Source organism: Nitrospira sp. Nam74 (assembly GCF_965152615.1).
The window spans coordinates 1614644-1633389 of the sequence record NZ_OZ224220.1 but is presented as its reverse complement, the minus strand read 5'-3'; the positions used below and the strand labels follow the sequence as shown (position 1 = coordinate 1633389).

At 55.2% G+C, this 18746-nt stretch carries 16 protein-coding genes; 6 read left to right on the top strand and 10 right to left on the bottom strand.

The window, feature by feature from the left end; translation table 11 throughout:
- Positions 1-31: 31 nt before the first annotated feature.
- A complete protein-coding gene (locus ACWHYZ_RS07880; protein ID WP_447986732.1) occupies positions 32-988 on the top strand; it encodes a 2-hydroxyacid dehydrogenase in 957 nt (318 codons plus the stop codon).
- A 133-nt stretch (positions 989-1121) separates the two neighbouring features.
- On the opposite strand, the gene ACWHYZ_RS07875 is transcribed toward ACWHYZ_RS07880, so the two are convergent.
- From ACWHYZ_RS07875 to ACWHYZ_RS07865, 3 genes are all read right to left on the bottom strand, one after another.
- Positions 1122-1940: an ExeA family protein gene (locus ACWHYZ_RS07875; RefSeq protein ID WP_447986731.1), complete on the bottom strand. Its 819-nt coding sequence runs from the start codon at positions 1938-1940 to the stop codon at positions 1122-1124.
- A 148-nt stretch (positions 1941-2088) separates the two neighbouring features.
- Entirely contained in the window at positions 2089-4128 is a 2040-nt protein-coding gene (locus tag ACWHYZ_RS07870; RefSeq protein WP_447986730.1) for a tetratricopeptide repeat protein, read from the bottom strand.
- A 162-nt stretch (positions 4129-4290) separates the two neighbouring features.
- Positions 4291-4509 (bottom strand): cold-shock protein, encoded by a 219-nt coding sequence (locus ACWHYZ_RS07865; RefSeq protein ID WP_447986729.1) that lies wholly within the window; start codon positions 4507-4509, stop codon positions 4291-4293.
- 295 nt (positions 4510-4804) lie between these two features.
- Between ACWHYZ_RS07865 and ACWHYZ_RS07860 the strand changes: the two genes are divergently transcribed.
- The 5 genes from ACWHYZ_RS07860 to lpxD all read left to right on the top strand — a co-directional run bounded on the left by ACWHYZ_RS07860 (position 4805) and on the right by lpxD (position 9782).
- Entirely contained in the window at positions 4805-5887 is a 1083-nt protein-coding gene (locus tag ACWHYZ_RS07860; RefSeq protein ID WP_447986728.1) for an LptF/LptG family permease, read from the top strand.
- A 3-nt stretch (positions 5888-5890) separates the two neighbouring features.
- The gene (gene lptG, locus ACWHYZ_RS07855; protein WP_447986727.1) at positions 5891-6985 is read left to right on the top strand and encodes an LPS export ABC transporter permease LptG; all 1095 of its coding nucleotides are present in this window, start codon (positions 5891-5893) and stop codon (positions 6983-6985) included.
- A gap of 106 nt (positions 6986-7091) precedes the next feature.
- Positions 7092-8345, top strand: a complete 1254-nt coding sequence (fabF, locus tag ACWHYZ_RS07850; RefSeq protein WP_447986726.1) for a beta-ketoacyl-ACP synthase II — start codon at positions 7092-7094, stop codon at positions 8343-8345.
- Between the two features lie 36 nt (positions 8346-8381).
- Positions 8382-8702, top strand: a complete 321-nt coding sequence (locus ACWHYZ_RS07845) for an acyl carrier protein (RefSeq protein ID WP_447986725.1) — start codon at positions 8382-8384, stop codon at positions 8700-8702.
- Positions 8703-8708: 6 nt separating this feature from the next.
- Complete coding sequence (gene lpxD / locus ACWHYZ_RS07840; RefSeq protein ID WP_447986724.1) at positions 8709-9782, top strand: UDP-3-O-(3-hydroxymyristoyl)glucosamine N-acyltransferase; 1074 nt, start codon at positions 8709-8711, stop codon at positions 9780-9782.
- A 14-nt stretch (positions 9783-9796) separates the two neighbouring features.
- Here lpxD and ACWHYZ_RS07835 read toward each other — a convergent pair whose 3' ends face one another.
- From ACWHYZ_RS07835 to ACWHYZ_RS07805, 7 genes are all read right to left on the bottom strand, one after another.
- Positions 9797-10333, bottom strand: a complete 537-nt coding sequence (locus tag ACWHYZ_RS07835; protein WP_447986723.1) for a hypothetical protein — start codon at positions 10331-10333, stop codon at positions 9797-9799.
- Positions 10334-10652: 319 nt separating this feature from the next.
- Complete coding sequence (locus ACWHYZ_RS07830) at positions 10653-11657, bottom strand: hypothetical protein (RefSeq protein ID WP_447986722.1); 1005 nt, start codon at positions 11655-11657, stop codon at positions 10653-10655.
- Positions 11658-11709: 52 nt separating this feature from the next.
- Positions 11710-12783, bottom strand: coding sequence for a response regulator (locus tag ACWHYZ_RS07825; RefSeq protein WP_447986721.1), 1074 nt, complete (start codon positions 12781-12783; stop codon positions 11710-11712).
- The gene (locus ACWHYZ_RS07820) at positions 12761-13279 is read right to left on the bottom strand and encodes a chemotaxis protein CheW (protein WP_447986720.1); all 519 of its coding nucleotides are present in this window, start codon (positions 13277-13279) and stop codon (positions 12761-12763) included. Before ACWHYZ_RS07820 ends, ACWHYZ_RS07825 begins: the two co-directional genes overlap by 23 nt.
- Complete coding sequence (locus tag ACWHYZ_RS07815) at positions 13248-13865, bottom strand: chemotaxis protein CheW (protein WP_447986719.1); 618 nt, start codon at positions 13863-13865, stop codon at positions 13248-13250. The genes ACWHYZ_RS07820 and ACWHYZ_RS07815 overlap by 32 nt, the downstream gene beginning before the upstream one ends.
- 40 nt (positions 13866-13905) lie before the next feature.
- Positions 13906-16791 carry a hybrid sensor histidine kinase/response regulator gene (locus ACWHYZ_RS07810; RefSeq protein WP_447986718.1) on the bottom strand — a complete coding sequence of 962 codons (2886 nt, stop codon included), beginning with the start codon at positions 16789-16791 and terminating at the stop codon, positions 13906-13908.
- A gap of 68 nt (positions 16792-16859) precedes the next feature.
- Positions 16860-18734, bottom strand: a complete 1875-nt coding sequence (locus tag ACWHYZ_RS07805) for a methyl-accepting chemotaxis protein (RefSeq protein ID WP_447986717.1) — start codon at positions 18732-18734, stop codon at positions 16860-16862.
- Positions 18735-18746: the final 12 nt, after the last annotated feature.

Genomic DNA, 18746 nt, shown 5'->3' with positions numbered 1-18746 from the left:
CCCGGCGAGCCGGAAAGAAATCTTTCACCACATGTCGAAACCAACCCTTTATGTCACGAGACCGCTGCCCGATCCGGTGATGACCGCGCTGACCGAACGATTTCGCCTGACACAATTACCCGCGACTACGCCACCGAAACGGGACGTTCTCTTAGCCGGTATCCGAGATGCAGAGGCGCTCATCTGCACCTTAGCCGAACACATCGATGCGTCGATACTGTTGGAAACCTCACATCTGCGGGTCATTGCAAACTATGCCGTCGGCTATAACAACATCGATCTCAATGCCGCGCGGGCTCATAAGATTGTCGTCACTAATACGCCGGACATCCTAACGGAAAGTACGGCCGATCTTACATGGGCGTTGCTGTTGGCCACAGCGCGTCGAGTGCCTGAAGGGCATCGTCTCGTCCAGGAAGGAGCTTGGAGCGGGTGGGAGCCCCGGCAATTGCTTGGCACCGATGTCTTCGGCCGCACACTTGGCATCATCGGCATGGGACGAATCGGACAGGCGGTTGCCAGGCGAGCGGTGGGGTTTAATATGCCGGTGCTCTACTACAATCGAACAGTGAAAAACTTTCCCGACCAACCTTCATGGAAGAGCATGGCATTGGATGATGCCCTTGCTGAAGCCGATTTTCTGACCCTTCATGTGCCTCTTACCCCGGACACGCACCATCTCATTGGACCGCGGGAACTTCAGCTCATGCGACCGACGGCTTATGTCATCAATGTTGCCCGGGGAGCGGTTGTCGACGAAGCGGCGCTCGTCACCGCCTTACGAGAAGGGCGATTGGCCGGAGCCGGCTTAGACGTGTATGAACATGAACCGCTCATTCACCCGGGTCTTTTGGCACTAAGTCAGGTCGTCACATTGCCACATCTTGGCTCGGCCACGCACGCCACGCGGATTCGCATGGGCATGGTCTGTTTGGACAACATATTGGCGGTAATGGACGGAAGACCGGCACCCAACCGGGTGGCCTAGCAGGCTCATCAAAAAGCCTCAAGCTTCGTTCTCAGTCACCCGTCCCCTCAACGTACTACGAGTACGCCTCGCGGCCCGGCCTCGCTGCGCTCTCGCCAGAAGACCTTTTTGAACAGCCTGTCGAGAATCTGGATTAGGCGCGGCCGAGTTTTAAATCTTCCGCGACCTCGTGTATTAAAGCAGTCTCGATTTTGTCTTGTTTCCTGAGGTAGCTCTCGAGAAGCGCGTTGTCGCAGATGGTGTTGATCAGACGAGGAATGCCTTTAGAATAATGGCAAATGAGGTAAAAGGTTTCCGGTTTGAAAATGACCTTGTGTCCGCCGGCAATCCGTAGTCGATAGTTGACGTACGCTTCGGTGCCGGGCGAATTGAGTGCGGTTAATTCATAACGCATGGCCACCCGCTGGTGCAGCGGCTTATCAAGTGCCAGGACCTGGTCCAGCTCGGGCAGCCCGAACAAGACGAAGGTGACCAACTTGCGACCATTACTCTCGATATTCAGGATGCCGCGAAAATCTTCCATCAGTTCTTGACTGCGCAGCATCTGTGCCTCGTCGATGAGGACGATGGCTTTCTTACCGGACTCGGCGACTTCCTCCAGTCGTTTGGATAGTTGCGTTAACAAATCGGTTTTGCTTTCAGCCGGCGTGGCGATCTCCATTTGCAGGGCGATCTTGCGCAACATCCATTCCGACGTCACAGCGGCATGCAGGACGATCAGCAGCGCAGCCTCATATTCCCCGGTTTCTAATTCTTCCAGAAACCGCGTCGCCAAAGTCGTCTTTCCCGTTCCGATATCACCGACGACGAGAGCCAATCCTTTCATATTCTCCGCCGCATACTTGAGGCGCGTGAGCGCCTCGGCGTGCTGCTGGGATTTAAAAAAGAACCGATTATCGATGGTGATGGAGAAGGGGTTCTCTTTGAGTTGGAAGAATTCGAGAAGACTCATGACAGGATGGTGAAAAAGGGTACGAGCTTCGTTTTCACATCGCTCAAAGGCTTAACGTAGGCTGTAGCGTACGCTTCGCCTCTTCGCTCCCTGCTGCCTAGCTGGACAACCATTTTGGCGATCCAGAGAGAGGTTTTAGCTCATCCAATTATAGATACGAGATGCGCCGCTTTTTACGCTCTGTAGATGAAGCGTTGGCGGTGGCAACTGAGGTCGGCTCTCCGGGGTGGCCTTCTCCCTCATGTTGGTCGGAAGTCTGCCCCGCTTTGAGCCGCTCTAAGCGGATCGGCACATCGAGAAACGCCGGAATCGACGACAACATGTCGACCGCCTTTTCCACCAATCCCTCGGATTCATACAGCAATCCTAGCTCATATCGGATGGGAAGGGCTTTGTCTTGATCGCACCGCGCATCGGCGAGCGCGCGTTCCAAACATTCCATGGCGGGTACCGTGAGCCCCTTCTCCTTCAAGCTGGCTGCAAGCAGCGTTGTGGCGTCAAGAAAGCATTCCTTGCCGTTGATGGCTACATGAAATTCTTCGATCGCCTCATCCAGCATACCCATGTTTTTGTAGGCCATTCCGAGTTCGTAATGAACCTTGTATTCGTGTTCGGTGACCTGCCGTGGCGCCGGGCTGAACGAGATCTGATCCGGGACGCTTGCTTCTTCCGAGACCGGTGATTCCGGAACGACTTCGGCAACCGGTACACATGCCTCTTCTGCTTCCTCTAAAGATTCACCTATCACTGGAGGAATGGCTGTTTCAGAAAAACGCAATGCCTCCGGCTCGGCCGCCACCGACTCTTCTGGGACGGCCGCCACTTCTTCTTCTGGCAGAACCGGTGGACGCTCCACGGAAGGTGACGGAGATAATGACGGAATGGAATCATCTGCCACTCCTGCCAGTCTCAACGTCATCGGTTCAGCTACGACGGGGGAAAGTATTGGTGGGGTCTCTGGCGTTTCAGTGAGCCGGCCCTTGGGCTCTTCGTTCTCCACTTGGAATACAAAATCCGGCTCCTTCGTCCCACGCGGTGAGGCAGGTGCGACAGAAAGGTTACCGATCATCGCGCAGGTTGGATCCAGCGCCTTGATTTTCGTTAAGAGCTCGGCCGGACGGTCGGGTGCTTCAGGATCGGGGTACTCCAATAAAACAGACATCGCTTTGCCATACTGTATGGCCGCGGCCGCATTCTCGCCTTTGTGTTCATACAGCGTGCCCAACAACTCCAACAATGAGACGCACGTGTGATCGGCCTTGAGATATTCGAGAATCATCGACTCGGCGAGCCCATAGTCTTCAGCACGAATCGCGGCTTCCGACAAGAACTGAATTTCACTCAAGGCGACTGCTAATTCTCCCCGCTTTAAGTGCAGCATGGCCAACAGCCGGCAGACTTCCGGATCTCCCGGCTGCGCGCTCAAGAGATCGGACAAGACCGTTTCGGCTTGGTCGAACTCTCCGGCGTCGATCTGTCGTTGAGCTTGTTCGAGCGGGCTCTCCGAGCCCCCAACGCGCCGTGACAACTCCACCTGCACTTCGTGCAGAGCGGTTGCTGGGTCTTTCAATAATCGCTCCGCCTTGGCGTTGCCGGGATCGATCTTTAAAATAGTCTTATAGGCTTTGGTGGCTTGCTCGATCTGGTCCTGAGCGACGCATTCCTTTCCAAGGTGAAAGTACGCCTTCACGGCATCGTCGCGAAAGTTTTCTTGGAGACACAATTCAGCCAGCCGCTGTCTCGCGTTCAAATTCGTGGGATCCAAATCGACGATCTTCCGGTAGACTGCTAAGGCCTCCCGTGTGCGACCATCCTTCAGATACAACTTACTTAAGGTGAGATAGTCCGTGACGGCGTTATTGACCAAGCCCCGTTCGGCATTGAGGTCGCCAAGTTGCTGGTAGACGCTATAACGCCCGGGGTCCAGCTTCAGAATTTTTTTGTAGACAGCGATCGCCTTAAGGGCAGATCCGGATGCATGAAATGCCCCACCGGCCAGCAGGTAGGATTCGATCGCTTCAGCGACGGCATTGCGCTTGATATGAAGGTCGCCGATGTTGTTATGAACAGACCCGTCGTTCGGCGAATCGGTGAGAAGCTTTTTCCATTCGGCAATCGCCTTGTCGAATTGACCTTTTGCAGCCAACTGGTTGGCGGTCTGTAAAATCTTGCCTTTGTCCGCCTCCAAGAAGCTCCTCCCCAACGCGTTCAGCAAAAACTATCAATATTGTGCAAGGCTGTCAAGGATTTAGGCCAGATGCTCAGGCTGAGCAGAAACACGAACGCTGGCAATGAATCGTAGGGAAAGGGGGTCCGCCCGAACAGGCGGACCCTGGTGAACGCGGCGAGGTTAGGCTCCGCTAACAGACATTTTCATAACATTAGCGGCTTGCGGCCCTTTGGCTCCCTGAACAATTTCAAACTCGACGCTCTCGCCTTCCTTGAGAGACTTAAATCCGTCTCCTTGTAAGGCGGAATAATGGACAAAGACATCTTCACCACTTTCCAGTCGAATAAACCCGAACCCTTTGCGATCGTTAAACCATTTCACCGTGCCCTTACTCTTCACAATCTCCTCCTTTCCTGCTCACCTGACATTAGTCAGGCGTTACCAGTGGTTCTCGGAACAAAAAAGCCACAAGAAGCGGATTCGCTTCTTGCGGCTACTACAAGGAAATAAGAGTACGATGCATACGAAAAACCTATAAAAACGGTGGATTCTCTAGCATTTATCACGTACCCTGTCAAGCAGTAGTTTTTTTGGTAAGATCAAGAGGCGTTTCCCATGACCCGACTGCCAAATTTACACTGCGTGGTCAATTCGCTATAGTTCGTGCCGAATAGTCCTTCCGGGATCTCCTTTTTTGAATAAAATTCTCGATCGCTACATCTTTACGGAACTTCTGCCGCCGTTTTTCATCAGCGTCGGAGCCTTATGTTTTGTGATGCTGACCAAGGAACTGCTTCGACTCGTTGAGCTGTTCGTGTCCAAAGGCGTTGGCTTCATGGCGGTTATCAAAGTCTTCCTGCACCTCCTGCCGTCCTTTTTAGTGCTGACACTTCCCATCGCCGGTATCATCGCGTCGATTACAGCCTTTGGTCGGCTCTCGTATGATAAAGAGCTAGTCGCCATGCGAGCGGCGGGACTGAGTTTGCTCCGGCTGGCTTGGCCCGTGTTCCTCTTTTCCTGCCTGGTCTTTGGGCTGACATTGATGCTCTCCCAATGGGGTCAACCGTGGACCAGCGTGTCGCTTAAAAAATTAGCGCTCAGCCTGCTTCGCGATCAGTTGACATTGGCACTGGACAAGGGCGTTTTTAACGAACCGATCCCCCATATGGTGATATATGTCTCGGACAGCCGCCACGCTCAAGGCGGAAATATTTTTATTTCAGACGAGCGTAATCCAACCGACGCGCGCATCATTGTAGCCAGCCAATACAGCCTGCTGAACGATCCGCGCAGCAATTATGTCGGCATCCGATTACTCAACGGCACCATCCACAGTCGGCCGCACGATGTCGATCAATATGAACACATCTCCTTTTCCAGCTACGACCTCAAGCTTACGCTCGATCCAAATCTCTATGCCCCCGCCGACGAACGGCCATCCCGGCAGGCCATTTTGGAGCAACTGGATCGCAGTGAGTGGCGAGATACCGGCGCCCTGCGGCGTCTGATGGAATCGTATAAAGATCTTGCCTTTCCCACGGCTGCCTTGATTTTTGGCATGCTCGGCATTCCTGTCGGCATTGTTTCCAAGCGATCGGGACGCATTGGAGGATTTACGGCCGGCGTCATGATCATCATCCTGTACTATGTGCTGAATGTCCTGTGCGAATTCTTGGTGACGACGTTGTGGCTGCCGCCCTTTGCAGGAGCTTGGCTGCCCAACGTTATGTTTTTCGGCACAGGGCTTGTGCTGTTCTATCGTGTCAGCCGCCGGTAGACCATGACGACGATTCTCTTCCGATATATGACCCGTGAGTACCTCAAAATCTTTCTCATGTGTTTTGCGGGACTCATGACGGTCTACCTGGTCGTGGACTTCTTTGAAAAGGTGCGGCGGTTCATTCGTTTTGATGCTGAGGCGATGCATATTCTGACATTCTTTCTTCTGCGGATGCCCGCCATCGCGTTTCAGATCGCCCCTCTGGCCGTCTTAATGGCCACCCTCCTCACGCTTGGTATGCTTTCCCGCAACCATGAAATCACGGCGATGAGAAGCTGTGGAATCAGCCTCTATCGGACCGCGCTGCCCTTTTTTGTCTGCGCAACGCTGATTGCCATTGCATTGTTCGGTCTGAGCGCGGTGATGGTCCCGGTGACGAACGCGAAGGCCGAGTACGTCAAGACCGCCCTCATTGAAAAGAAGAATCCCCTCGCCATCCTGAAAACATTGCGGCCCTGGATACAACTCGAAAATCAGACGCTGCTTAATATTGAAGTGATGGAACCTGATGGCCTCGCGCTGCATGGACTCCAGCTCTACAGGCTGGGACCGGACTTTCAGTTGATGGAAATGACAGAGGCCAAGGAGGCGTTGTATACGCCACAGGGATGGATGATGCAGGATGGAGTCACCCGGGTCTTGTCCCCTGATGGGACCGTTGCCATCCAGGCGTTTGCCACGAAACCGCTTCCGCTGTCGCAAGGCCCACAGGATTTTCGCACGGGACTCTCGGGGGAGTCGGAAGAACTGACTCTCACTGAGTTGGGCGCCCGGATCAGCCGGCTGAAGCAGGACGGATACAACGTTTCCCGCCTGCTGACGGAATACCATGGTCGTATTGCCTTTCCTTTCGTCAGTATCGTAATGGCCGTCGTTGGAATCGCGCTTAGTCTCAAACGAACCGGCGTACGCGGAGGAGGCATGGCCATCGGCATCGGGCAGGCGCTCGTCATCGGATTTCTGTACTGGGCAGCATATTCTGTCGCGATTGCTCTCGGCCGCAGCGGAGTGATGGCTCCGATTCTTGCCGGATGGATGACGAATCTGCTCTTCCTCTCTTACGGGTGGTATCTGTATCTGAAGGTAAGCCACTAACAGGGCTGACATCCGGGGCTCGCCCTCTGCTGAAGCCGACGGTTGACTGAGTCCCATGCGTAGAGTACAACCTAGTCCCGGAACAAGGAGGGCTGGTCGGCACACAATGGCTACACGCGCCGTCATCACAGGGTTGGGAATCATCTCGCCGATCGGGATCGGAGTCGGTGAATTCTGGAAGGCCGCGCTTGAAGGCCGTTCCGGCATTTCGGCCATTACGTCGTTTGCCGATCTTCCGCTCGAAACCTATCGGTCTCGTGTTGCCGGACAGATCCTTAACTTTAATCCCGCACAATTTTTGGATGCGAGCCGGGCTGATCGCGTGGATCGTTACGCTCAATTCGCACTCATCGCATCGACGGAAGCCGTCAATGATGCCGGCTTACGGATGGATCAGGAAAAGCCACATCGTATCGGCGTGATCGTGGGAGCCGGCATGGGCGGCATGGTCATGGGCGAGCGGGAAATCACGCAACTCTATCAGAACCGCCGGCCACACCGTGTTCATCCTAATTTCATTCCCACCATCACGCTGAACTCGGCGTCCGGCATCGTCGCCATGGCCCATGGTGCGAAAGGACCGAATCTCACGATTTCAACGGCATGCTCGTCAAGCGCGCATGCGCTAGGACAAGGACTTCAGTCTATTCGGAGCGGCCAGGCGGATGCCGTCATCGTGGTCGGTGCTGATGCCAGCATCACCCCTCTCGTATTCGCCGGATTCTGCTCCTTGCGTGCGCTTTCCACCACGTACAATGACGCGCCCGAGCAGGCCTCTCGACCCTTCGATCGAGGTCGGGACGGCTTTGTCATGGGCGAAGGCGCCGGGGCACTGATTCTGGAATCACTGGCTCATGCGAAAAAGCGAAAAGCCCGCATCTATGCTGAAGTCGCGGGGTATGCGGCCACGAGCGAAGCCTATCATATGGTTATTCCACGTGAAGATGGCGTCGAAGTCGCCACCACCATGCGACTCGCGCTGGACGATGCCGGGGTCTTACCCTCCCAAGTCGACTACATCAATGCGCACGCGACATCAACTCCGATCGGCGACGCCGTCGAAGCGAAGGCGATCCGTCAGGTCTTCAAGTCACGAGCCGATCGTATCGCCATTAATGCGACCAAATCGATGGTGGGGCACACGCTTGGCGCGGCGGGGGCGATTGCCGGGACGGTTTGCGCGCTGAGCATTCAAACCGGACACGTGCACCCGACCCTGAATTACGATGATCCGGATCCGGCCTGCGCCTTGGCGGGCATTGCAGAGAAGACCCAGCGCCGTCCGGTTAACGTTGCGCTCTTGAATGCGTTCGGATTTGGCAGTAATAATGCGGCCGTGGTATTGAAACGATTCGTGTAACCTAATTGTCCATCTTCTCGATTAAAGGTACCTCCTATGGCTCTTGCGTCAGTTGCTGAACGAATTCAAATTTCGCTGGCTGAGTATCTCAAGCGAGACCGCCAGACCATTACACCAGCCTACTCCCTGCGTGATGATCTCGGACTGGACTCGATGGCGACCATTGAACTGCTCTTCCGCATCGAAGAAGCCTTTGAAATTCAAATTCCGGATGAAGATCTGCACAAGCTCGCGACGGTCGGTGATGTTATCGCCTACGTTGAGCGGAAAGTTAGTCCGAACCGCAGAACCGCTCCCAAACCCGCCGCCCGGGTCGGAGTCAAGAAGAAGTCGGCATCCGGCAAGAAGGCCAAATAATTCAACATGGCGGTTGCGGTGACATCCCGACAGATTCGCCTGGACGAGATCGCGACAGCCGTCGATGGGCACCTCGTTGGCTCACCGGATGTGGTCGTCTCAGGCGTGTCGAGCCTGGGCGAAGCGGGTCCGACAGACTTAGGCTATGTGGCTTCGGACCGATTTATTAAGCCTGCGACAGAGTCAAAAGCGGTTGCGTTTGTTGTCGGACGAGAAATTTCTGATCTGTCCCGTCCCCAGATCGTCGTGAAGAATCCCGCCTACGCGTTCGCTCGTATTGCCGAGAAATTTTTCGTATCTCCATTCGAACCACGAGGAGTGTCTGAACACAGTGCTCGCGGGCAAGGGGTGGAGATCGGCCTTCAGCCCTCCATCTGGCCTTTTGTGACCCTCGGCGACCGTGTCAAACTCGGAGCTCGCGTGACGCTCTATCCCGGCGTCTTCATTGGGGACGATGCCGTGATCGGTGATGACAGCGTACTCTACCCCAACGTGACGGTGAGAGAAGGTTGCCGGATAGGCTCGCGCGTCATCATTCATAGCGGAACCGTGATCGGCAGCGACGGCTTCGGATATGTCCAGCATGAAGGGCGTCACCAGAAGATTCCCCAGCTTGGGATGGTATGCATTGAAGACGATGTGGAATTGGGGGCCAATGTCACGGTGGATCGCGCGACATTCGGTCGAACCGTCATTAAGCGTGGCACCAAAGTGGATAACCTGGTTCAGGTAGCGCACAATGTGTCCATCGGTGAGCACAGCATTCTGGTCGCACAGGTCGGTATCGCGGGCAGTACCCGGCTTGGGCATCATGTCATTGTAGGGGGACAGGCCGGACTTGCCGACCATCTGGAGATTGGAGATCAGGTCATGATCGCCGCACGGTCTGGGGTGAATCGCAGTTTGACCGGTAACCAGATTGTATCTGGAGCTCCCGTCATGTCGCATGAAGTGGCGATGAAAGCCATGGCGATCATTCCGCGGTTACCGGAACTTCGGCAGCAGCTACGAGATCTCGAACAGCGCGTTCGCGATCTCGAAGGCAAAAGTAAAAAGGTTAAAGTAAAAAAGAAGAGCTGACCTTGTTCAACTTTTTACTTTTTATTTTTCACTTCTAAGAGCACGCCGCGCCAAAAATAGACCTTCGCCCAGAAGAATCCCACCCAGGGCAGTAAGAACGCCGCCACATAATAGGTCTGGCCAAATGTTGAGCTCCAGGCTGCAGTGCCAAACAAGGCCACCGCGCCGAGTGCATAGCCGAATGGCACCAGGTTTCGCCTAGGGTGCTCGATCGGCGGAATGACGGCCTCTTTTCGGGGGCGCTTGGCCGGATTTTTCGTGAACACGCGCAGGCGACTGGCTAAGTTTCCGGGAAATGCGCGCAGCAGATAATGATGATAGCGTGTTTGCATCCAACCGAAGACCATCCCAATGAGCAAGAGAGCGGCACTTTCTACAAACGTGCGCCAATCATATGAGATATATAGAAATTGATAGACCAGCGCCGCCATCCCCGCAACCATAAACACGAGCCCCAGGACACTGGAGGGCAGCACAATATGGGTCCGGACATATTCGCGCGCCTTTTCGGATTCGCCTTCAAGGCGTCTGGAGGTAATGATTTTTGGCATGGGTAATCAAGGGACAGCAGTTGATGAAGGTGCTCGGCGCTTTGATTCGTTGAAGCTCAGAGCCTCGCTTTTCGCGACGGCATTATAACAACGACCGCAGTGAATATGAAACGGACCGTGCATGGCCAAAAAAAGACCCTAGGAGACGAGTGCGGCCCTTTTTTTCCACAACAATTGGAAATGATTCGTGGAGAGCGTTATGAATCGAACCACACCGATGAGGGTCTTGGCTGTGAGTAGCAGGGCGCTTACATTTCAGGTGGCGGGTTCGCAGACAGGTGAGTGTTCCGCAAGATACGTGACCGGATTGTTCGACCCGTCACTGGGCGACAAACTGCCGGATAGCGGATCGCTCCTTCTTTCCGTCTTCAATCCATTGTTCAGCAATGGGGACGATTCTCTTTATTCGAGACTCGACAGCTTCCAATCGCGATCCTGCAATCTCAACCGCTTTGTTCGACAGAATGGTCAGAAACGTATGGAGGCCATGAAAGAATTGCATCACCGGTTTCGCCTCCAGGGCTCTGGCCGAATCATGCATAGCTTGGACTTCCTGCAGAAGTTTTTCCATTCGGCCATGCGACAACAGCATGTCTGCATGCGGTGATGCGCAATCGGCAAAGACCCCGACGATCGCCGGTAATCGTGTATGGACGTCATTCATAAACTGATCGTCGGATCGGTCGAGCTCGTGCAGGATCTGAATCACGGTTCGTGCATCGACCGAACGCCAGCCACGTTCCCCATAATCTGTTTTGGCTCTACGGACAACGGCCTCTACCGTATGTCGGCTTCCATGCGATGTCCCCTCGTGCTGACGTTGGAATTCTGCTAATCGATCCATGGCACTGGAAGAAGGCATAGACCCGGATGGTGGCGCCGGTGATCCTTGCTGATGAGCCATGGGGCTCTGTTCGACCACCTCGGCGACTCGACTCAGAATCTGCTCTAAGTTGGGAACGTGCCCGGTTTTCGTGTCGCTCAGGGTCTGTACCGCCCCAATAATACCGTTAAATCCTTCTCGCAACGCGCTGAGTTGCACCGCGGTTGTACTAGCATTGACAGTTTGCATGGCCTTGAGCAGCGGCAGCAAGCCGAATGCCAGCCGTTCAAGATCGCGCAACTCGACAGTCGCGGCTGAACCACCAAGATTGGTGATGCCGCAGACGATGGTGTCATACAGTTTATGTTTTCGGTCTGAGCCAGGGTCGTGTTCTAATTCCAAGAGAGCGGTGTTGCTTTGGTTAATCCACTCTTGCGCTTCCAACACAAAGAGCCCCAATACTTCATCGAGAAAGGAATCTTCTTGAGCAGTACTAGCCATAACAGTAGGTGCGTAACTTACTTCATCGAATCTGAGGGATCACGGCAATAGATTATTGATCCTCTTTGGGTTTGCCAGCCAGACGTCCGATTTTCTCCAGCAGACTCGTACATTCCTCGAGACGTCCATTGGCACGAGCCAGTTCTTGTTCAAGATCTGTACATCGGCTTGCCAGGCTGGAGGCCCGAGTCTGTTCTTCCGCCAACGTTGTTTCAAGCGCCTTTAATCGCTCGCCGGACTCCCCATGCATCATGACCTCGTGAGCCAGTTCAGACAAACGTTGCTGCTGATCCGAAAGCAATGCCTGCAATTCATTCACGGTGGCATGATTCCCGTTCGAAGGCTGGTTTGATTGGACGTCAGCCGGCGCATTGCGTAAGTCGGCAAGCAGTGATTCAAGTTCTCGATTTCGTCTCTCGACACCGCTGAGGCGTTCGGCTTGAGCCGACAGATCTTCGATCCTGTGCTGATATTCGGAAAGGGACGCCTCCAACTCTTCAATTCGGCCTTGTCCTTGATTGAATTGCTCCAATTGCTCGCTCAGACGAGCGGACTTAGCCGTTTCTTCATTCAGGAGATCTTCCAGTTCTTTAATTTTGGCCGCCGACTGACGGAACGACTGCAATTGTTCTTCTGTGATCCGATAAGCCTTCTGGGCGGACGTGGCGCCAGTGGAGTCCTCGGATTGAGGTGACTCCCTGTCTGCAGCCGATATTTCTCCATTCAAAGGGGACGCGATAGCCGACGCGTCGTTCCCGGTCTGTTTGGAAAGAATGTCACGCACGCGATCCTGGAGAGACGCGCCCTGAAAGGGCTTTTTCAACACTCCATTGGCCCGGCACGATTCAGCCTGTCGATTCACCTCATCATTGACGATACCGGAGATCAACAGCACCGGCGTATCAGCCAAGGTCTGTTGCGCCCGCACAAAGCGGCAGACATCATAGCCGCTTTTATCCGGCATGATGACGTCGGAGATGATGAAGTCGGGATGTTCTGTCGAGAGGTAGGCGAGCGCCTCCTCCCCGCTGGCGGCTAGCGCCACTTCCATGCCGGCTTCCGTCAGAAGCCGCTCGGCCACTTTTCGCACCGTAATACTGTCGTCAGCTACGAGAACTTTTGGCATAACTTCCTCCGCTCTCTCCCTCGAGAGATCTCATCGAACTCAGCCCTAATTGGGCCAATGAATAGATCGGCAACTCTTCGTCGTCGATTTGGCACGTTCCAATCACATCCGACTCTTTCCACACTCCGGAGCGAATGCTGTCTTCGCTCACTGATTGCAGCGTCGGAATGTCCCCATCGATACAAACGGCCATCGGCCCGTCCTTGCGCTTCGCGATTAAACATAAGAGCTCTGAGCCATTGACCTGCACGCTCAAGCGACCCGCTAAATCGAACACCGGGAGAATGTCATCCCCTCGTCTGAGTACCGCATTGACATGCAGGGTCCCGCTCGGAATCGACACGGCCTCCGTCCATGGCCAGATGCCGCCCACATCATTCGCTCGCGCGGCAATCCGACGTCCGCCCACGGAAAAGATGAGCAGCATGATCGATTTGGCCTTACGAGGGCCTTGTGCGATTTTCCTAGATCTGAGCCCAGGGAGTGTCGTCTGCATCGGTGGCTTCCTCAAAATTCATGACATTCCAATCGGGACGCTCAGGCCGAATCGCCGTCATGTCGATCATGGTGTTCACGCATACTTCCGGTGCGCGTCCTTGATCCATCGGTTCACCTACGTGAGATGACACGGCGCGGCCGCTACGATCCCCACTCAACAGCCAGTCGATATTGAGCACCAGCGCAACCGTCTGCCGAAAGAGGAACATGCCGGCGATCCAGCGCCGCTCCGGCCCCATGAAGTGCGGCAGCAGCGGCTTGACCTTTGCCAAGTCGGTATCGTGCAGTCCCATCACGCGATCGACGTGGAAAGCCACATGCCTCGATTGCCGGCCGCATACCAGTAGTCTCGACTCCGGAGAAAGGTACGATCCTGTAAGCCCGAAGTGTTCCGACAAATGTGGAGGGGACGACGTCACGCCGAATGCCGACAGCATGCTTTCAGCATCGCCTTCATCTGGCCGAATGATACTGCGTACCATATCTGCCTGAAGCGCAAAGTGAGTCTGGCCGCAAACCACCATCAAAAACTCCAGTATCTTCGCGGTGGGAGCAACCGTGTGTAGACGTCCTCGAAGACTCATACTCAGTTCCTTTTATGGGAACACCGGCACGCACGGATCATCATGCCTTCACTCCCTCGGTGCGCCCGGTCCAACGGCCGACTTCCATGATTAAGGTTCGTTCCTCGACCGGCTTGGCAATATATCCCGATGCTCCGACGCTCAGCGCCATTTGACGATGTTTTTCTCCCGCACGAGTGGTCATCACAAGGATCGGCGTCGCTTTTGTTTGTGGCCGATCCCGCAACGCCTGAATCACCTCATATCCGTTCAACTTAGGCATTTCCAAATCGGTAATGATAAGTCGATACCCTCCCGCAGAAGCCTTGCGCAGCCCTTCTTCTCCATCGACTGCCGTCTCAATCTCGTACCCGGCTCCCTGGAGCATCTTGCCGACGAACTTCCGGATGCTGAGTGAATCGTCGATCAGCAGAATTCGCATACTCTCGGCGACACTACCCGGCCCCTGGCCCGTCGATGAATCGGAATTGGTGAGTTGTGGCATGACGTTCTGTATCGGCATCCCGAGCGCATCGCGCCGGCGGCCTGCCAGTACTCGCGCGATATCCAAGACCAGAATGACGCGGCCTTCCGGATCAATCGTCGCGCCGACAAAACACGATTCCTTAAAGGGCTTCAGGGTTCCAAGCGCCTTGATGACGATTTCCTGGCGCCCCAATAACTCGTCTACTCCAATGCCTTGCATACCGGTGGCGGTCCGAATGATAACGATCGGACTGGAATCCAACTTGGCAGATGACTTCACTCCCAATATGCTGGAGAGGGATAAGACATCAATCGCTTCATCTCCCACATGCAGGACGGGTTGGCCGCCAACGTCCTGCACTGCGCCGGCGACCGGCATGACGACTTCTCGAATATTCGGGAGCGGCAAGGCGTATCGTTCGCTCCCTGCGCGCACTAAAAGCGCCATAGAAATGAGCAGAGTCAGCGGGAGGCGGAGCGTAAATTTCGTGCCGACTCCAAGCTCCGTCTCCACTTCGATTTGGCCGTTGATACTCTCGAGCGTTTGCTTCACCACATCCATTCCCACACCGCGCCCTGCCACGTCGCCGACCAAATCCGCGGTGGAAAAGCCGGGAATAAAAATCATTTTAACCGCCTCGGCATCCGACAGCGTTGAGGCAGACTCCGGTCGGATAAGACCCAGAGTCACTGCCTTCGCCTTAATCTTGGCGATATCGAGCCCGCCGCCGTCATCTTCCACTTCGATCACGACCGCGCTCCCGCGATGAGAGGCACTGATATATACCGTTCCGGTGGCGGGCTTTCCACGCGAGAGACGCACCGCAGCCGGTTCAATGCCGTGGTACACCGCATTACGCACCAAATGGATAAGGGGATCGACGAGTCGTTCGACCACGTTCGTATCGACTTCCGTATGTTCCCCCGATGTAACCAAGGCCACTTGCTTGCCGGTGATTCTTGCCATTTCTCGCACGGCCCGCTGGAAACGGACGAACGGCGTGCCGATCGGGACCATTCGGGCTCGCGCAATTTCGTCTCGCATGCCGAGCGAGAGGCGCTGCAGCAGCCCCATATCCTCGCGGGCTTTTCGAATAGATCCGTTGAGCTGCGCCATTGATTCACCGACATCGGCTGACAGTTCAGCCAGGCGCCTTGCCAGAATGTTGAAATCATCGTACCGGTCAAATTCTAAGGCGCCGAAGTCGGTGAGCCCGGGTAATTCAGGCAGTTGCGGAGGGCCTTGGCTAGTCACCGTCCCTGGACTCGACGAAGCCGTGGGCACAGTGAAGGCATGTTTTTCTTCAAACGCTCGGACCGCCTCCAGCATGCGCCCCTTAAACATCATGACCTGATCCGACAATTGCTCCAGCGCCGCCAGTCGTTGCTCGAGTCGGCCTCGACTAATCACCAATTCCCCGACGAGATTGAGCAGACGTTCGAGGCGGTCTCTGCTGACCCGAATAACCGCGCTCTCCTTTTCATCACTGGACTTCCCGTCATTGTCTTTTCGCGCATCTGACTCAGATCGACGGTCCGTCTCGCCTTCCGGCATGGATGCAACGGCTGAAACTGGTTTTGCACTCTGCTCACCGGATAATTCGGGTAACAGGATCGACCGGAGCTGACTCAGCCGGTGGGTGACATCAGCAAAGTCATGACGCGTCTGTTCCAAGCGACGTGAATCCCGTCGCATCAATACTTTAATGACATCGACCACCCGGAAGATGACATCCGTGAGTTCCATCGTCACTTTTGTTCGACCTTCGCGGATCGCTCCCACAAAATCTTCGACATGATGGATGAGATCGCCGATCGACGTGAATCCCACGGTATGAGCTGAGCCTTTGAGGGTGTGCGCGGTACGGAAAAGCTGTTGCAACGTCTCGGTATCGTCTGGACATTTCTCAAGCCGGAGCAGGGATCCTTCAATCGTTTCCAAGTATTCCTGGGCCTCAGGGGAAAAATATGACGCTACCTCAGCATCCAAGTCGGGGAGAAGATAGCTCTCCGGGAGTTCCACAGTCGGACCGTCCCCTGACTCCTCGATGACAGGCAACGAATGCGTACGGTCAAGACAGCTCGGGAACCGTGCTGCCCATTCCTCATAGCACGTGGGCACTTCCGATCCATGTTCCTTAATGTGCTGCACCTGGGTTCGAGTGGCCCCGACCAGGTCTCGGAGCATCGTCACCGTGTGCGGCCACTGTTCGTTGGCAACATCACGTATATTCTCGACGCATGTCTCGAGAACGTTTGTCAACTCCGACAACCCTCTGTACCCATAGAGCGATGAGGTACCCTTCAACGTGTGCGCAACAATATACTGCTCCGCTATGGCATCCTGCGTCGGCATCCCATTGTCCGAGGGGTGAAGCGCCGACCATAACTTCGCGAGACTATCTTCCGCCTCCGTAATAAAAATGCTGACCAACCCCTCACGGTCGAACTCTGTGCTCATCAGTGCCTCTTCCTTATCGGGGGGCGGTCGCTTGGCCTATCCCCATCTCGTCAGCCCTTTGGTCAGGATTATGCAACCTTGAATTGCGATACGGAGCCCGCCAATGTCTCGGCGAGCTTGGCCATTTCTTCTACAGTGGCACGCGCCGAGTCGGTTGCTTTCTGTGTCGCCACCGCACCACCGGTAAAGTCCTTGATCGTCGCGCCCACCGTCTCGGTGTTGACCGATTGTTCGGTGGCTGACTTGGAAATAATTTGAGCCAATTCGGAGGATCGCTGAGCGATTTCAGAAATATCCTTAAACACGTCGCCGGTTCGCAGGGCTGATGCGGATCCGGCCTCCACCGCCTGAGTCTCCTGTTCCATGGCCACGACAGCATCTTGCGTTTCCTGTTGGATCACCTTCACCAGATCGGCGATTTCACGAGTGGCCTGCGTGGAGTTTTCGGCGAGCTTCCGAACTTGGTCCGCAACGACCGCGAAGCGGGCGCCGGCTTCACCGGCGCCCGCCGCCTCGATGGCGGCATTGAGCGCCAGGAGGTTCGTCTGAGAAGCAATTTCACGAATGGTCGACACGATTTGAGAAATTTCCAAGGATCGATCGCCGAGCCCCTTGACCTGTTTGGACATACGTTGCACCGCCGCACGAATATTCTGCATGTCCTGCACGGTTTCCTGGACTGCGAGGCGGCCCCGTTCGGTCGCCGTCAACACCTGCTTGGCGCTTTCGGAAGAGGCGCCGGCTGTCTGGGCAACCTGCCTCATGGACATCGCCAGATTTTCAACCGAGCTGAGCGCGCGCACCGATTCTTCCGCCTGGTGTTTCGCAGTACCGGCCATCTGGCCCGATGTATCCCGTAAGTTACCCGCCGACGAGTTGACTCGCTCGGCCGCTTCTTTCACTTGGCGCAACAATTTTCCGAACCGATCCAACATCAAGTTGAAGGCATCAGCCAAGTTACCGAACATGTCCTCGGTCACCGTTCCCCGCTTGGTCAGGTCGCCTTTACCAACGTCCGACACCAAGCTCAAGAACTGCATCAACTGGCGCTGCATCTGATCTCGTTCACCTTCGGTTTGAACCAGTGAGGTGATTCGATCGAGCATTGAGTTAAATGCCGTCGCCATCTGTCCCAACTCATCGTGGGTCGACAACTTGGCGCGTGCCTGCAAATGACCGGATGCCGCTTGCGTTGCCACGTCGGCAATGTGAATGACGCCATGGGAGAAGTACCGCGCCATCATGAACCCAATGCCCAACCCCATGGCTACCGCCACAGCGCCGCCCAACAGCAGGAGGAGGGTCCCGTTTCTCGCCAACCCTTGCGAGTCTTCGTTCAAGTCTTTTGCCACTTCACGCAATGTCGCGACCTGTTCGCCGTGGCGCGCGATGACGTTTTCAAAGGTCGGCGTCAGGTTCGTGGTCAGCGCCAACACGCCAAGGGCGCGCATTTCTTTGCTCTGCTCGACGGTCATCTGGGTCGAATCGAAACTGTCGATAAAGGCGCTTAAGGCCGCTTCCGCTTCCTGGAAGTACGTGTCGAGGGCCGGCTTCAACTGGGCCAGGTCTTTGGCTTCGTCGCGGCCGGACCGCGATACCCGTAGCGAGGTGCTTTCATAATCCGTGACATTTTTCAGGATCGCTTGTTTGAGCGGTACCAGCCGGGCCACCTCTTTTTGAAAGTCGTCCTTCCGGTTCGTCTTCGCAATGTCCAACAACAGCTCGTGATGCTGCGTGAGATCGGTGCCCATGGATGAGAAGTCCGACAATGGAATGGTGTAGTCGACATACACTGCTTGAGATTGAGCGCTCAACTGGCGGAGCGTCACGATACCGATGATCGTCATGGTCAAGATGATGACGCTGACAATGCCGAATCCCGCCATCAGCTTCGATTGCGTCTTGAGGTCTTGGAACCACTCCCGAAAGCCTAACTTGACCATGTCAATCCTCCC